Below are 14,538 nucleotides of genomic sequence, written 5' to 3' on the forward strand. Positions count from 1 at the left end.
CCCCAGGCATTCCTGGGATTAAGCGTGTCCAACACACGGGGTCAAGTCCCCGGTTCGCGGAAGAACCCGTTCCAGTGCAACATCCCGTAGTACTTGCTCACCCGCTGCGCACCTACCAGCGCCTCCGCCACCGGCTCGCAGCTGAGCGCGTCCGCCATGAAGCAACTCTCGAGGTCGGCACGGAATCGCTGGAGCTGACACAATTCCGGGACGACGATCACCTGATACAGGCCCTCGTCGCACGGTGCCGCAATCACAAATTTGTCGTCCCACCGGTGAAACACATTCGACGCTTCCGCCGGCATGTGCGCGCCGCTGAAGAACGCCCAGTACGCGAACCGTTGGCCTGGGACCACGTTGTACTTGCGGGCCGCAACAAGGTTCCCGACCGTCGAGTTGCGGCCGTCGGCGCCGACGACAAGGCGGGCGCGGAGCTCGTCCTCATGACCGCCGTGGGTCTTCACCCGCACGCCGGTGACCCGACCGCCGTCCTCCACCAGTCCGGTGACCTCGGTCGCCATGCGCACCTGCGCGCCCGACTCCTCGGCAGCACCGACCAGGATCGGGTCGAGCACCGTCCGCCGGACAGATGCGCCGCCGCCGACATCACCATTGCGGAGGGGCCACCGAACGTTGAACTGGAAACCGTCGGCACGAGAGTTGGATCGCATGGTGAACGGCGCGCCGGTCGCTCGCAATTGGTCTGTCACGCCGAGTCGATCGAGGAACGACAGGCCGTCTGTCTCGAAAATATGCGTAGACAAGGTGTCACGCGGAAATGTTGCACGCTCCACCACAGCAACGTTCACACCCTGGCGGGCGAGCATTGCGGCGAGAGGTGAGCCGGCGCAACGGGCGCCAACGACGACAACATCAAAACCCTGAGCCAACATGGCTGCTCCTGAAGGTTGCACCGCGCCGAGGCAGGCCGCACCCGGCGCAGTTGGAGAAAAGCGTACGCCGCACGCTGCGCGAGGTACAGCAATTGTTCAGCACTTAGCCGTGCTTACAATCCAGGGGTTTTCGCAGCTTTTTAGCCGACCGTCAATGCCGCGCTGGTCAGACCTGTTGTTCCACAGCAATTCTGGCGCGACCGCGCGTGCGCGCGCCGATCGTGTAGGCATAGCTGTCGAGATCAAATGTCTTGCTGGCCAACCACAGAGACACCCCGGACACCGGTCGCACGAACGGCGCATCGCCGTGCCGGTCGAAGTAATAGCTGTTCGCCTGGGCGCAGCTGGGCTGCATGAACACCGTGTGCCCGGCCTTCCTCCGCATACTGCGCATGTACGCGTCGTGGGGCTCCTGCCTGACCGCCATCCGGATCGCGCCGCGGCGCCTCGCCTCTTCCAGACATCGCACGATGTGGCGGCAACCCGCTTCGATGATCGAGAACCATGAAGCCCCCGTCACCGACCACGGCCCGTTCATCAGCCAGAAGTTCGGCGCGATGGGCATCGAGACGCCTTCGTAGTTCTGGTAACGGTTCTCGTCCCAGAACGCGCCCAACTCCACTCCCCCGAGCCCGACAACCGGGAACGCCGGCATGGCACCGAGCTGCAGAATGTTGAAACCCGTTGCCAGAACGAGGGTATCGACGGCATGCTCGGTTTCGCGCAGTTCACCCGTCTGCGGATCCTGCGTCTGCGTGACGATTCCGTGTTCGGTGATCCGGGCGATCGGGTCGGTCACCAGATCGACGTCGTCCCGATTGAAGGTGCTCAGGTAGGTGTTGGAGAACGACGGCCGCTTACAGCCGAATGCATAGGCGGGAGTGAGCTTTTCGCGGAGTGAGGGATCCTTGACCTGATTCGCCAAGTGCCGGCGACAGACCTGCTCGATGCCGCGGACCAGGAACGGCAACCGCGTGTGGTAGACCACGCCGGCGGTGAAGATGAGGTCGGAGAGCACCGTCGTGACCATGCTGACCGCGTCCTGCGTCAACGGCACGGCCCCGAACATCCCTTGTACCCACTGCGGGATGGCAGTGTCGAACTTCGGCACCACCCAGATGGGGGTGCGCTGGTAGACGTCCAGGTGCGCGGCCCGCTCGGCCAACTGCGGAACGATTTGTAGTGCGGTGGCACCGGTTCCGATGACCGCGATCCGCTTACCATCGATCCCGATGGTGTCGTCCCACCGCGCGGTGTGCACGAGTTCGCCACGGAACTCGTCGATGCCCTTGATGTCTGGATTCTTCGGCTGGTCAAGCGGGCCGACGGCACCGATCAGGAACCGGGCGATGATCAAACCGCGGTCGGTGTGGACGTGCCATACACTCTCGCGTTCGTCGAACACCGCACGGTCGACCTTGGTGCGCAGCTGAATATGCGGCTTCAATCCGTACTTGTCGACGCAGCGCTCGGCATACCGCCGCAGTTCGGCGCCGAGCGCGAAGAGCCGCGACCACGAGGGGTTGTTCTCGAATGAGTACGAGTAGGTGGTCGACGGAATATCAACGGCGACACCGGGATACCGGTTGTGATGCCACACTCCCCCGATACCGTCAGCAGCGTCGAGAATCCGGAAATCCTCGAAACCCGCTTTCTTGAGCTGAATTCCCAGTCCGATACCGGAGAAGCCGGCGCCGACGACGACGATCTCGTGATCCACCATGATGCTCATGATGCTCGGGACACCGCCGTGGGGGAAGCGTCAGACCAATCCGGGAGCCGAAGACGGCGACGTCGGCAACGGTGTCGCCGTCACGGCGGTCGACGGGACGGCGCTGGGCGGCTGCAAGCCGTAGCCCGATTGCGGGTCGTACCCCGGCGGCGGACCGGGCAGTGCACCATATCCCGGCGGCGGACCCGGCAGCGCCCCGTACCCGGGCAGGGTCCGAGGTGAGCCGGCAAGCAGCTTGGACGCAACAAACGCCGCGGCCTGATCGGTGTACGCAGGGATATAACCCTGCGTATGCCCGCTCCAGGAATTGCCCGCACCGGCGTGACAGATCGGGTCGGCGGGATTACACAGGTCGATCGCCTTGGCACTCAGCGGCGAGTCCTGGAGCGGCGGCGCGCCACCCGTCCGGTCGGCGACATTGCCGAAAGTAGCCACCGCCGCAACATTTTTCACGTACTCGGGCGGCAGCGGGTCACCCCAGTTGACCCCGTCAAAGCCAGCCACGATGTTGACCACGCTCGCGCCCTGCGAATACCCGCCCAGGACGATCTTGGTGTTGGGACAGGCTGCCACCGTGGACTTGATGTGCGAAATCGCGTCCTTCGCGCCCTCCCCGCTGTGCCGCTGCGTGATGGTGGCCTTGTAGTCCACCGCGTACGACCTGATGATCAGACTGCCGGCCTTCGCACGCAGCGAATCAACGAGGGCATCACCGACCCGACCCATCCCCACCGGCTCGTCGGTACCGCGCGCGAAGACCACTTCGGCGTCGGGGCAGTCGTCGGCGACGGCCACCGGACTCGCGCCCGTAATGATGAGCGGGGCCGTGACAGTCAGCAGCGCCGCAGCGCCAGCAACGCCCGAGCTACGTAGGTGGCGAAACAGCATCTACGCATCTTACCCGCATGCAGGAAAGTAAGACAAACGTCTGACCAGCAAATACGCCGCACACAGCAATCAGAACGTCGACGGCGCACCTGGTCACGGTGCGTCTCCGGCAAATATTGCGTACGGGATTCCGACCCCACGCGACGGCGGCCCGGAGGGCGGTGACCGGTATAGTCACCTGCGTGGGCGCTCATTCTGACCGGGTCCCCGCACCCATGGTGCGGGCGTATTCGTCGTGCGCCCCGTCGTTTCTCTCCTCGATCTGGAACCGCGCCCGCCTGGCGCCGTTGAACAAATTCGCGCGCTGATTTCCGCTGCCCGAACGTTCACCTCTCCATTTCCTGTGATGAAAAATGAAGCCATCTCTGTGCGCCGTTGCGGCGTCGCTGTACCTCGCTGAGTACACCCTCTATTCGAATTCCTCGGCGACCGTTCTGTTGAACGCGTCGATCTCGGACTACTTCCACCTGGCCTACGGCACCGCTGCGGGCGTCGGCGTCGCGTTCCTCGCCGGGTTCTGCATGACGCTGTTGCCGGCGGGCCTGCTGCTGCACCGCAGACATCCGACCCCGACGTTCTACGTGAGTTCGGCGGCACTCGCGGTGCTCGGCATCGCCGCGAGCCTCAGTCCTGCCTTCTGGGTGCTCATCGTCATCCGGTTCCTGCAGGGCGTGGCATCGGCGCTGTTGGCGCCGCAGCTGTTCCGCATCGCGCGACAACAGTTCTACCCCGACCACCACACCGCGTTCCTCGGCACGTGGGGTCTGGTGGTGTCGGCGTCGGCCCTGTGTTCGCCGCTCGTCACCGCGGTGCTCAACGACACGTGGGGCTGGCGGGCGTTCCCGTACGAGACGGTGCTGACGACCGTCGTATCCGTTGCGTTGATGATGTGGGGCGCACGCGCGGGCACGTTCGCACCCGATGCCGTCGCGACCGCGGGCTCTCGGGGTGCGGCGCTGATCGTCGGCTGCGGTCTGGTGCAGGTCGGCATCTTCCTCGCGATCGGGACGACGACGGAACTGACCGCCAAGGTGGTGCTGGGCGCGGTGGCGACGGCTCTGGGCGTCGTCGCCATCGGCGTCTGCCGGCGGTCGAGAGGTAACGGCGACCGCCAGCCGATTGTGTACCGCAGCTTCCTGATCGTCTTCGTGGCGGGCATCGCGACCAATGTCTTCACGCTCGTGGTCATCTATGTCCTGCAACGGGTACAGATGTTCAGTTCCTACCGGGCGGCGCTGGTGCTGCTGCCCATGGCCGTCGTCGCGGGTGTGCTGCCGATCTCGCGGTTCGGCCGACCCGGTGATGACGCCAAGAACACCCGGTTGGTCAGTTACGGGGCGGGTTGTCTGGTGCTGGCCGGATTCAGCGTGGCGGTGGCGGCGGGCCATGTCGGCCCGCTGCTGGTCAGCGCTACCGTGATGGGCGGTGCCATGGGCTTCCTGTGGAGCTCGCTGGCCACGAACGTGCTGACGAATTCCCGCTGGGTCACCTTCGATTCCGCGGTGTATCACTACCTACGGGCATTGGGCGCGGCCATCGGGGTGTCCGTCGGCGCGACGGCGATCGGCGGATTCGGAAGCCCGACAGGCCTGTTCCTCTTCGCCGCGGTGCTGATCTCCGCTGTCGGCGTCATCGCGTCGATCGCGGCGCGGCCCGCCGGCTCGCGCATCGAGGTCGATCAGTGATGCGCGACATCACCTTCGCCTGGCCGCCCGGCCAGCTCACGGTCGATCATCGCCTGGCCTACAACGGCATCTCGAAAACCTATGCGCGCCAGGTGTTCGAGAGTCTCGTCGACATCGACCCGGCGACAGCGCAGCTGCGGCCGTGGCTGGGCTCGACGTGGTCGCGTCCCGATCCGCTGACGGTGGAGGTGACCATCGCGCCCGGCCGGCGGTTCTCCGACGGCACTCCCCTTACCGCCGATCTGGTCCGAAACAGCTTCTGCGACATCATGACCGACCTTGCGGGCGTCACTCCCCTGCCGGCGGCGGTCGCCGACCTCACTGGGCTGTCCTGCGTAGAGGCACGCGGGGACACCGTCGTCTTCCGGTTCGACCGGCACAACGCGGCATTCCTCCACAACCTGGCCGGTGTGAACCTGGCGGTGAGCAAGCCGGCGGCGGGTGGTGAGCGACTGGGCACTGGAGCAGGGACTCCGGCGGGTTCAGGGTGCCTCACCGATGGCAGGCACCGGCTGCGCTTCGTGTCGGGCGAGGGAACCGCAGATCTGTACACGGAGCCGGCGGCCGGTTTCCTGACCGCCGATATCCACAACCCGGGAATCAGTTACGGCCTGTGCCCCAACGTTTCCCGCGGCCCGCTCGCCGATCGGCGGGTCCGGCGCGCGCTGTCGCTACTGATCGATCGCGAGCGACTGCGGCCGATTCTGGATTCGTGCGGCTACACCGTGGCGAGTTCGGTGCTGACGCCGACCGCCATGCACTACCTCGACTGCTCGCCGCAGCTGGGGCACGATCCCACGACGGCACGCCGACTACTCGATGCCGCCGGAGCCGACGGGCTGCGGCTCGAGGTGGTGTTCAACAGCTCGTTCTCGCCCGTGGACGCCCACCTGCTGGCCGCGGTCGCCGAGCAGTGGGCACCGCATGGAATCGAGTTGGTGCGCTGTGATGTCGACTTCGGGGAGCTCCGGGTGCGGCAGCAGACCGGCGCCTACGATTTCCGGTTCTTCTATTACACCGCACTGGATCCCGACGCACTGCGATATCAGTTCGCAGTCGATCAACGGAACGCGATGTGCCGATCCAACCGCGGGCCACTCGATGAGCTGCTCGATGATCAACTCCAATGCCCCGACCCCACCGAACGCCGCAAGCTGGTGCACGACATCCAGCACCTGATCATCGACGACGGGCTGTGGCTACCGATCGGCAACGTGCGCACCGTCGTCAGCCACCGACCTAACGTAGTGCCCCGACTCGGCCTCGACGCCGAGGGCCTGGCGCGCTTCACCGATCTGTAGAAAGGCAGCACCGTGTCAGACCACAACAGCACCGCACCCATCGTCATCGTGGGCGCCGGCCTGGGCGGCCTCGCCGCAGCGATTGCGTTGCGGCACAGCGGACACCACGCCATCGTGGTGGACAAGACCCGCGAGCTCGGCGAGGTCGGCGGCCCCTTGGGGATTTCGCCGCCGACGCTGCGCCTGTTCGACGAGTGGGGCATGCTCGAGAAGTTCAACCAGATATCCTCGGCGACAGGGTATTTCGAGACTCACGACCGGGCCGGTCACGTGGAGTCGGTCACCGACTACGCGGCCGCCCCTGAACAGGGCTCCGAGCACGGACGGTTCGGGTACGCCGATGCCGAGCTGTCGCCACGCACGGTCCACCGCGCCGATCTGCACGCCCTGATGGTGGCGCATCTGGGCCGGGACCGAGTTCGCCTGCGCCACCGGCTGACTGGGCTCGTCGAGCACGATGAACACGTCGCGCTCACCTTCGCCGACGGCACCGATCTGCAGGCACCGTTGGTGATCGGTGCCGACGGATTGCGCTCCACCGTGCGCAGGCTGTTCAGCGATGACGACATCCACTACTGCGGTTCGGTGATCTTCCGTGCCGTCAGCCCGGTGGACTGCCTGGGCACTCGTCCGAACGACCGGCTGCGGTCGTGGCATTCGGCCGACTACGCCAAACACGTCATCGCGATGCCGGTGCGCGCGGGCCGCCAGGTCGCGGTCGACGCCACCCTCGGCGTCGACGAGCCGCCGCTGCATCTGTGGTCCGCACGGGCGGAATTGCCCGCGCTGGCAATCCAATTCGACGATTTCGACGACGTGGTGGGTCGACTGATCCGCGGGGCGACGGGCCCGGTGTACATGCACCCGGTCTACGACCGCGACCCCATCGACCGCTGGACCACGGCGCGCATCGCGCTGCTGGGTGATGCCGCGCACCCCATGACACCGTTCGGCGGGCAGGGCGCCAATCAGGCCATCCAAGACGGTGCGGAACTCGCGCGCCAGCTCGCCGAAGCCCGAGACGGCGACGTCGCCGCAGCACTCCGGCGGTACCAGGCCGTCCGGACCGAGCAGACGGCGGAGATCCAGCGTTCAGCGCGGCAGATGGTGTCGCGGCGGGCGACCGTCGCGCTGCGACTGACCGACGTGCTGGTCGACGCCTAGCCCGAAACATGAAGCGGCGGTGGCATTCCCATCGAATGCCACCGCCGCTGTCAAACCTCAGACTGCCGTCGTGTCACCGAGCGACACGTAGGGCGCGGTCCTGAGGGTGTACCCGCTCTGCCGTTCGGCGATCTGCTGGGCGCGTTGCTCCGCTGTGTAGTACACGGTGGTGCTGGGCAGCACGGACTTCAGCTGATCCAGCGTGACGACCTGCGTCGTCAGCGTCGGCTGAACTGTGGCGTTCGGATCCAGGCCCTGCCAGCGAGCAAAGGTCGTGCCCTGGTTCAGACCACCCGTGGACACCCAATTCGCGAGGCCTGGATCGGTTTTGGAGACGACCAGGGTGTACGACCCGTCCGGGTTGGCGATGGCCTGCGCATTGTTCAGACTGGTCGGGGCGCCCGTCGTGTAATCCGGCGAGAGGGTCCAGGCGTTGGTCACCGGAACGTTGAAATACTCGGCAGTGCCCGGAGTCAGAGTGATCACCAGCGCCTCGTTGTCGGCCAGGTTGAAGTGCCCGATGCTCTGCTTTTGGGTGGACAATGTCTGAGAACCCGCGTTGGTCGGCTGAGGCAGCGTATTGACCGGGTGCTGACCCGCCAACGGCAACCACGCGTCCGAGGTGACGTTGACTGCCTGCATCATGACGCCGTTGGCGATGTTGGTGATCGCCGCCGACGGGAGCGTCGTGTTGGTGCCGGCCGTCTGCTCGATGGTCAGACTCAGGCCCTGGTTGGTGTTCCAGTCGGTGACCGTGTTGCGCACGAAAATCTGACCGGCGTTCGTCCCCGCGGGGCCATTACCCAGGAAGAGGTAGTTGGCGGTGCCTGCCAGAGCCGGATCGCGGCCGGCCACGATGGTGAACGTCCCGTCCGGATTGACCTGCAGCTGGTCGCCGGTGATGATCGCCGACGACTGGCCGGTCGCACCGATCTGTGCGGTGATGTTGACGTCGGGCGGCATCTGGCCGTTGACCTTGCCGTTGATGACGTAGCTCTTGCCGTCACTGATGAACGCCATGCGGTACAACGTGTCGGGGTTGTCGTACAGCACCTGGTTACCGGGTGAGGTCACCCCGTCGATGGTGTGCGGCGGCGTCGCGATCCAGTTGAACGAGGGACTCCCCGCGGCGTTATCGCCGATGTTCACCGCCGCCATGGCGGCGTACATGGCGTACTCCCGAACCGCAGCGTCGAGTAGTGCCATGTTCTGGGCGTCGACACCACCGGGGACATCGGAGAACGTCACGGCCTGTGTGCTGATCCACTTCTGCTTCAGCGCGGCCATGGTGCCGTCCATCGCACCCGAATTGAGGATCGCGAGGGCCCGCTGCTCAGTACTGATCTCGGTGGCAGTCGCCAGTGGGCTGGTCTGCGCCACCGTGTTGACGGTGATCACCCTGGTGGTGGTGTGCGGCCCGGGCGACATGACGTTGAGGCCCAGTGGATCGCCCTTGAGATCACTGGCCGTCACGGTGAAGCTGTCCGGGCCACCGTTCACCAATGTCTGCGGGTTTGGTACGTATTTGAATGAGCCGTCCGAGAACAGCGTCACGGTGCCGTTGGTCGGACCCGTGGACACTCTGAGTTTGACCTTGTCGCCGTTGGGGTCCGATGTGGTGATCTGACCGAGGACGGCGCCGTTCATCTGCAGCGTCTGCGACGAGTCGTAGTTGATAGTCGGCGGCTTGCTTCTGAGCATGGAGTCCAACTCGCGGCGCACCAATGAGAGGAACCCCTCCAGAGATCCGGGTCGCGCCGGCGCCGTTGGTGAATTGCCGGCGAACGGTGAAAAGAGCTGCGACACAGCCGACGTGATGCCGGACACCGCAGCCGTCAGGAAATGTGCCGGCGAAGTTGTCGCCGTGGAAACGACCGACCGAGTTGTCGCGGCCAACGGTTCCGGCGACGACAGCGTCGACAGGTTCGCGGCTTGCGCAGCGGCCGGCACGGCTGCGGCCGTGGAAACGGGGGCACTGTGCAGAGCAACCCTGGCCGTCGACGACGTCCCGGGGACCGAACTGGCCGCCGCCGGTGCCGATGCGGATGCGCTTGACGAAGCCGACTGTTGTGCAGCAACAGATTTCGGCTGCGGCTTGACGGGTGACTTGTTCCTGCTCCGTGGAGCCGGTTTGGCGGCCGGTGCATCGTCGGACGACGGGGATTCACTGTCACCTTGTTGCCCAGCGCGGGAAACCGCCGAACCTGGCTTCGGCTTCGCAGGCTTGCCCTTGCCCTTGGTCTTGCCTTTGGTACCGGTCGGTCCCGTGGCTCCGGCAGCATCCGCGCCCGGAGTCGATGCGGCACTCTGAGAGTTCGAATGGCCTTCCGACGACGAATTGCCGCCGGTCTTGGATCCGGGCCCGGCAGCACCGTCGTCAGCCCAGGCAACCCCGTGGCCGGCAAGCACTGCGGTGCCCACACCAAGTGCGACTGCTAGTCCCCCGACACGACCGATGCTCGATGCGGCACTCATCGCTTTTCCTCTCCATTGAGGTTCCGGTTGCGCGGAATCCGTTGATACGTCTTGAGAAAGCCGAAGACGGCTGTGACCACTGTCACCAACTACAAGCCCCGTACATGCGAGCATGAGCGGGTATCGCGATGCAGCATCGGTTCCAATGAGCGGAACTGCCCACTGCGCCAGCACTATTCGCGTACCCGTCGTGCATTTCCAAGCCGGTCAATACGCCGGATGCACCCGTCGGATTCCGACCGGTCGGCCCGAATACGCTCGCCAGATCCGAGCGGCGGTCATCTGAACCGGCGTCGCCAACTGATGGTCGGACGCCATTCGACTCGCCTCACCACTGACCGATACCGCCGCGCAGATCTCGGCACCCCGTCCGATCGGTGCAGCCAAACAGGCCATCCCGCTCGGCATTTCGTCTCGATGATCCGCAAAGCCGCGCGCCCGTACCATGGCGAGTTCCTCACGCAGCACGCCTGGGCGGTCATGGATGCCCACGACTCGAGCGCCAGACATGGCCGCTTCGACCGCGGCCAGCCGGCCGGCCGGTGCATGCGCGAGCATCGCCCGCCCCATGGCCGAGGAATGCGCCGGGTGGCGACGGCCGGCCCCCGACGTCGCCATGATCGCCGTCCGGTCACCAACGGTATCGAGGTGTACGACATCGAGACCGTCCAGGATGGCCAGGTTCACCACATACCCGGTGGCCTGATGAAGATCCCACAGGAAAGGCCTGGCCGCGCGATGCAGCCGATCCTGGTGTATCGCAAGGTAACCCAGTTCCGCCAGCCGGTATCCGAGCTCATAGTCGCGCCCGTTTCTCCGGAGCCAGCCGAGCTCCACCAGATGCTCCAGGATGGGGTGGACGGATGTTCGGGGCAGTCCGGTGCGCTGAACAATCTGGGTGAATGTCAGCCGGCCAGGGCCGTCAAACGTGCCGAGCACAAGGGATGCCCGCTCGAGAACTGCACTGGGCAGGCAGTTTTCGACCTCGACGCTCATGTGTGTTGCTCCCGATTTTGCGGTGTCCTACTCAACGTGATGTCAGCCTGAAGCAGACGACGGCATATCGCCAGAACAATTGTTAAAGTGACGAATATGCGCCATTTATTGTTGACCAGGCCCATCGAGCACCAGCCATGACAGCGGCTGACGCGGCTCCACGTGCCGATTCACCGCCAACGGACCGCGTCGTAGCCGTCCTGGAGTTCATCGCCGCCGAAGCGGAGCCGGTTTCGGTGGCGTCGCTGGCATCACGTCTGGAGCTGAGCCGGTCGACGGTGACGTCGATCTTGGCGGCACTGGCACGGGCGGGCTGGCTGTCCCGGCAGGCCGACCGTCGCTACCGACTGGGCCCCGGACTACTGAGACTCGCCGGTGCGGTTCAATCGCAGCTGACGCCGTCGCGGGCTTTTTTCGACGTACTGACCGATCTCGCGGACCGGGTTGGGTGCGCGGTGTCCTTGGCGCTGATCGATCAGTCCGAAATGACCATGATCGGCGTCGCCGCGGGACCGGGCCAAGTGCCCGCCGGCGTGGACACCGGCGTTCGGCTGCCGATGACCGCGCCGTTGGGCGCCTCGGTCATGGCCTTTCGCGACAAGCAGGTGCAGCAGGACTGGATAGGCACAGCACCGGCGGCGCACCGGCCGGTGCTGCAGTCACTTCTGCACCAGATCCGCCGCAACGGGGTGGCCGTGTTCGGGGCCGACGGCGCCGCCCTCGAGATCATGGAAGTCATCGGCGACGTCGTCGGATTGTTGGTCGAGCATCCACGCAGCGGCGCGCTCAGGCAGCGGCTGTTCCAGTTCCTGAGCAGGTTGAGCGCCCGGCCGTACACCGCCGAGGAATTGGCTTCCGACGCAGAGCTGTCGATCAGCTATCTGTCCGCCCCGGTGTTCGACCACGACGGCAACGCGGTCTATGAATTGCAGATCGGTTGCCTCAAGCCGGCCGTGACCCGCGCCGACCGCGAGGAATACATCCGCGAAATACGCTCGGCTACAGTAGTTTTGGCCGATATCACCGGAAGCTGACGGAGATCACTGCGGGTCGAAGACGACCTGCAGATGATCGGGACCGCGAAGCTCCGTGCCCAGACGGCCGGCGATCTGCACGCTGGACGGGTCGGCGAGCTTCAACCCGGGCAGGCGCTGCAGGAGCACCTTCACCGCGATCTCCATCTGGGTGGTTGCCAGCGCCTGACCGAGGCACACGTGCGGCCCGGTCCCGAAGCTCAACTGCGCGGTGGCATGCCGGCTGGTGTCGAAGACGTCGGGGTCCGGGTACACGGCGGGGTCCCGGTTGGCGGCCGCAATGGCCAGCAGCAGCCACGTGCCGGCGGGAATGTCGATGCCGTGCCAGGTCACGTCGGTGGCCGCGAAGCGCGGGATGATTGCCGGACCGGGCTCCCACCGCAGCCCTTCCTGCACGGCCCACTTCGCCTCATCTGGATCATTCCGGACCCGATCGAGCTCATCCTGATGCATGAGCAACGCCCACAGCGTGTTGCCCAGACTCAGGTAGGTCGTGTCCACACCGGCCGGAAACAGCAGGCGGACAAACGAATAGATTTCCTCGTCGGTCAGCCGGACGCCGTCGACCTCGGTGGTGACGAGCTTGGACAACAGATCGTCGGAGGGGTTCTGCCGCTTGTCCTCGACCAGCGGCCGCAAGTAATCCGTGAACGACTCCCGGGCGCGCATCGCGGCATCCGGGTCGGTCGGATAGAAGAACAGGTCGTGAGCCCACTTGGCGAACAAGGCGTAGTCGTCGACCGGCAGACCCAACAGTTCGTTGGTGATCCTGAACGGGTACTGCTGGGTGAATTCCATGACCAGGTCGGCCCAACCCCTGCCGGCGAACCGGTCGACGAGATCCTGAGCGATCGGCTCGAGCAGCTCGGCGCTGTAGGTCTTCATCAGCGCCCGCCGGAACGCAGGCGAGACCAGAGCTCGGTTGGTGCGGTGTTCCTGGCCCGCCATGCACTGGATGGTCTTGCCCATTGCCGGACCAACGGTGATGCCGTACATCGCTGCGGCCGGGAACGTCTCTTCGTCCTTGAACATCGCGGTGACCAGTTCGTCGCTGAGAATGATCAGCGCGGGCATCCCATGGAAACGAGCCTCCGCATACGGCGCACGTGCCCGTAGGTCACGCAGCACACCGTGCAGGTCGGACAGTTCCTCAGAACCGAAATCCACGACCTCGCCGCTCACTACCGCTGTCACAGTGATCTCCTTCATGAGCCTGTCGGAAACGGCTCTCCTCTAGGAGCGTGCTCAGCGGGACGTTCGGGCGCACTAAAAGTTTCGCTGACCGGAACTTTGCCTACCTGTTCTGGCCGACTCCGATCCGTGCCATCGACCGGGCGACCCAGTCACGGACGAGCGCATGCCGCGGCTGCTTCTCATCTCCGGTCACATCGACCCACGACCCTGCCCCATACTTGTTGGTCTGCGCAGACCCGGACCGAACGATTTCCAGCGAACCGTCGGTGTGCTTGATGTAGCGGTCGGCGAAGCGTGCGAACTCATCTACGGCGCCGCCGTCGCGCGTTACGTGGACGGTCATGATGGAAATCCAATCTATAGAAGACGTTTTCGTCGTCGGCCCAGTTCAGCCAACGAGTTTCCGTGCAGCCAAATACGTTTAGGACGAAGCATGCGCGGCAAAAGTCGACGCCAGAGCTTCAGGCGTCATCGCGACGCTCCGCTCCCGGCCGTGAATCGGCCAGATTCTTCACCTCGGCGACGAAACGACTTCGAGCAGCCGAATGCGAAGTACCGCCGATATCCCCACAGTACGCCCGGGTGGCATGAGCCCGCAGAATTGATGACCCCGCCGTCGTGGACGCCCGAGCTGCAGCGGGACAGGTTTCACCGATTCATCGCCCACTGTTGTTACAGCGCAACGTTTTTGGGCTCGGCTGACGCGGTGTTGGCGTTACTCTCTGTGTGAGGGAGCAAGGCCAGCACATACATCACCACGACCGCCGGCGGCACCAGCAGAGGCAACCACGGTAGGTCCAGATTCACCGCGGTGGCGAGAACTCCGGCGAGCGTGAATCCGAGCATGCCGACCAACGTCGGCGTGGTCATGGTGATCACGCCGGAGCCCGCGGCGTGCTGCAACAGCAGGTACACGGCAGCCGAAAGTCCAGCCAGCGCAGCGACAACCGGCGGCGGGTCGGACAGGGCCAGCGCCACCACCGTGAGCAGGACAGCGCCCGTCGCCGCCACCCGGAACAGAAGTCCGGCGCCCACCGCGGCCAGCGCCACCACCGAAACGACAGCGGCGTGGCCATCGGCTTGAAAACCCGCCACCGCGACCATCAGGACACCGAACACCGTCGAGAAGAAGCGGGCAGCCGGCTGTCCCGGCCCGGTCGCGTCGGCCGTCATGGC

General features: G+C 65.3%; 13 protein-coding genes. 5 read left to right on the forward strand and 8 right to left on the reverse strand.

Going from position 1 to position 14,538, the window contains the following annotated elements:
* Positions 1-41 precede the first annotated feature (41 nt).
* From EB75_RS20620 to EB75_RS20630, 3 genes are all read right to left on the reverse strand, one after another.
* Positions 42-893 carry an FAD-dependent oxidoreductase gene (locus EB75_RS20620; RefSeq protein ID WP_073697136.1) on the reverse strand — a complete coding sequence of 284 codons (852 nt, stop codon included), beginning with the start codon at positions 891-893 and terminating at the stop codon, positions 42-44.
* Positions 894-1,059: 166 nt separating this feature from the next.
* Positions 1,060-2,625, reverse strand: coding sequence for a flavin-containing monooxygenase (locus EB75_RS20625; RefSeq protein WP_286150271.1), 1,566 nt, complete (start codon positions 2,623-2,625; stop codon positions 1,060-1,062).
* Between the two features lie 30 nt (positions 2,626-2,655).
* The gene (locus EB75_RS20630; protein ID WP_073697137.1) at positions 2,656-3,513 is read right to left on the reverse strand and encodes a cutinase family protein; all 858 of its coding nucleotides are present in this window, start codon (positions 3,511-3,513) and stop codon (positions 2,656-2,658) included.
* A gap of 353 nt (positions 3,514-3,866) precedes the next feature.
* Here EB75_RS20630 and EB75_RS20635 point away from each other — a divergent pair, with 353 nt between their 5' ends.
* Genes EB75_RS20635 through EB75_RS20645 form a run of 3 tightly spaced genes read left to right on the forward strand, consistent with a single transcriptional unit; the run spans position 3,867 to position 7,663 of the window.
* Positions 3,867-5,198, forward strand: coding sequence for an MFS transporter (locus EB75_RS20635; protein WP_073697138.1), 1,332 nt, complete (start codon positions 3,867-3,869; stop codon positions 5,196-5,198).
* Positions 5,198-6,499 (forward strand): ABC transporter substrate-binding protein, encoded by a 1,302-nt coding sequence (locus EB75_RS20640; RefSeq protein ID WP_073697139.1) that lies wholly within the window; start codon positions 5,198-5,200, stop codon positions 6,497-6,499. Before EB75_RS20635 ends, EB75_RS20640 begins: the two co-directional genes overlap by 1 nt.
* A 12-nt stretch (positions 6,500-6,511) precedes the next feature.
* Positions 6,512-7,663 (forward strand): FAD-dependent oxidoreductase, encoded by a 1,152-nt coding sequence (locus EB75_RS20645; RefSeq protein WP_073697140.1) that lies wholly within the window; start codon positions 6,512-6,514, stop codon positions 7,661-7,663.
* Between the two features lie 57 nt (positions 7,664-7,720).
* Here EB75_RS20645 and EB75_RS20650 read toward each other — a convergent pair whose 3' ends face one another.
* Positions 7,721-9,364, reverse strand: a complete 1,644-nt coding sequence (locus EB75_RS20650; RefSeq protein WP_073697141.1) for an Ig-like domain-containing protein — start codon at positions 9,362-9,364, stop codon at positions 7,721-7,723.
* On the opposite strand from EB75_RS20650, the gene EB75_RS20655 reads away from it, so the two are divergent.
* The gene (locus EB75_RS20655; RefSeq protein WP_073697142.1) at positions 9,363-9,974 is read left to right on the forward strand and encodes a hypothetical protein; all 612 of its coding nucleotides are present in this window, start codon (positions 9,363-9,365) and stop codon (positions 9,972-9,974) included. The genes EB75_RS20650 and EB75_RS20655 overlap by 2 nt on opposite strands.
* Before the next feature lie 371 nt (positions 9,975-10,345).
* On the opposite strand, the gene EB75_RS20660 is transcribed toward EB75_RS20655, so the two are convergent.
* Positions 10,346-11,134 carry an IclR family transcriptional regulator gene (locus EB75_RS20660; RefSeq protein ID WP_073697143.1) on the reverse strand — a complete coding sequence of 263 codons (789 nt, stop codon included), beginning with the start codon at positions 11,132-11,134 and terminating at the stop codon, positions 10,346-10,348.
* 137 nt (positions 11,135-11,271) lie between these two features.
* Here EB75_RS20660 and EB75_RS20665 point away from each other — a divergent pair, with 137 nt between their 5' ends.
* Positions 11,272-12,168, forward strand: coding sequence for an IclR family transcriptional regulator (locus tag EB75_RS20665; RefSeq protein ID WP_073697144.1), 897 nt, complete (start codon positions 11,272-11,274; stop codon positions 12,166-12,168).
* Between the two features lie 6 nt (positions 12,169-12,174).
* Here the strand turns inward: EB75_RS20665 and EB75_RS20670 are convergent, their stop codons facing one another.
* The 3 genes from EB75_RS20670 to EB75_RS20680 all read right to left on the reverse strand — a co-directional run bounded on the left by EB75_RS20670 (position 12,175) and on the right by EB75_RS20680 (position 14,535).
* The gene (locus tag EB75_RS20670; protein ID WP_286150272.1) at positions 12,175-13,362 is read right to left on the reverse strand and encodes a cytochrome P450; all 1,188 of its coding nucleotides are present in this window, start codon (positions 13,360-13,362) and stop codon (positions 12,175-12,177) included.
* A 100-nt stretch (positions 13,363-13,462) separates the two neighbouring features.
* Entirely contained in the window at positions 13,463-13,705 is a 243-nt protein-coding gene (locus EB75_RS20675) for a hypothetical protein (protein WP_073697146.1), read from the reverse strand.
* A gap of 329 nt (positions 13,706-14,034) precedes the next feature.
* Positions 14,035-14,535 (reverse strand): hypothetical protein, encoded by a 501-nt coding sequence (locus tag EB75_RS20680; RefSeq protein WP_073697147.1) that lies wholly within the window; start codon positions 14,533-14,535, stop codon positions 14,035-14,037.
* Between the last annotated feature and the right edge of the window lie 3 nt (positions 14,536-14,538).

Source organism: Mycobacterium sp. ST-F2 (genome assembly GCF_001905655.1).
Classification (GTDB): domain Bacteria; phylum Actinomycetota; class Actinomycetes; order Mycobacteriales; family Mycobacteriaceae; genus Mycobacterium.

Bases quoted from the DNA above. Each gene is read 5' to 3' on its own strand.
- EB75_RS20655 (WP_073697142.1), top strand. From the start codon at position 9,363: ATGGAGTCCAACTCGCGGCGCACCAATGAGAGGAACCCCTCCAGAGAT.
- EB75_RS20635 (WP_073697138.1), top strand. From the start codon at position 3,867: ATGAAGCCATCTCTGTGCGCCGTTGCGGCGTCGCTGTACCTCGCTGAG.
- EB75_RS20680 (WP_073697147.1), bottom strand. From the start codon at position 14,535: ATGACGGCCGACGCGACCGGGCCGGGACAGCCGGCTGCCCGCTTCTTC.
- EB75_RS20640 (WP_073697139.1), top strand. From the start codon at position 5,198: ATGCGCGACATCACCTTCGCCTGGCCGCCCGGCCAGCTCACGGTCGAT.
- EB75_RS20630 (WP_073697137.1), bottom strand. From the start codon at position 3,513: ATGCTGTTTCGCCACCTACGTAGCTCGGGCGTTGCTGGCGCTGCGGCG.
- EB75_RS20660 (WP_073697143.1), bottom strand. From the start codon at position 11,134: ATGAGCGTCGAGGTCGAAAACTGCCTGCCCAGTGCAGTTCTCGAGCGG.
- EB75_RS20620 (WP_073697136.1), bottom strand. From the start codon at position 893: ATGTTGGCTCAGGGTTTTGATGTTGTCGTCGTTGGCGCCCGTTGCGCC.
- EB75_RS20650 (WP_073697141.1), bottom strand. From the start codon at position 9,364: ATGCTCAGAAGCAAGCCGCCGACTATCAACTACGACTCGTCGCAGACG.
- EB75_RS20625 (WP_286150271.1), bottom strand. From the start codon at position 2,625: ATGAGCATCATGGTGGATCACGAGATCGTCGTCGTCGGCGCCGGCTTC.
- EB75_RS20675 (WP_073697146.1), bottom strand. From the start codon at position 13,705: ATGACCGTCCACGTAACGCGCGACGGCGGCGCCGTAGATGAGTTCGCA.
- EB75_RS20665 (WP_073697144.1), top strand. From the start codon at position 11,272: ATGACAGCGGCTGACGCGGCTCCACGTGCCGATTCACCGCCAACGGAC.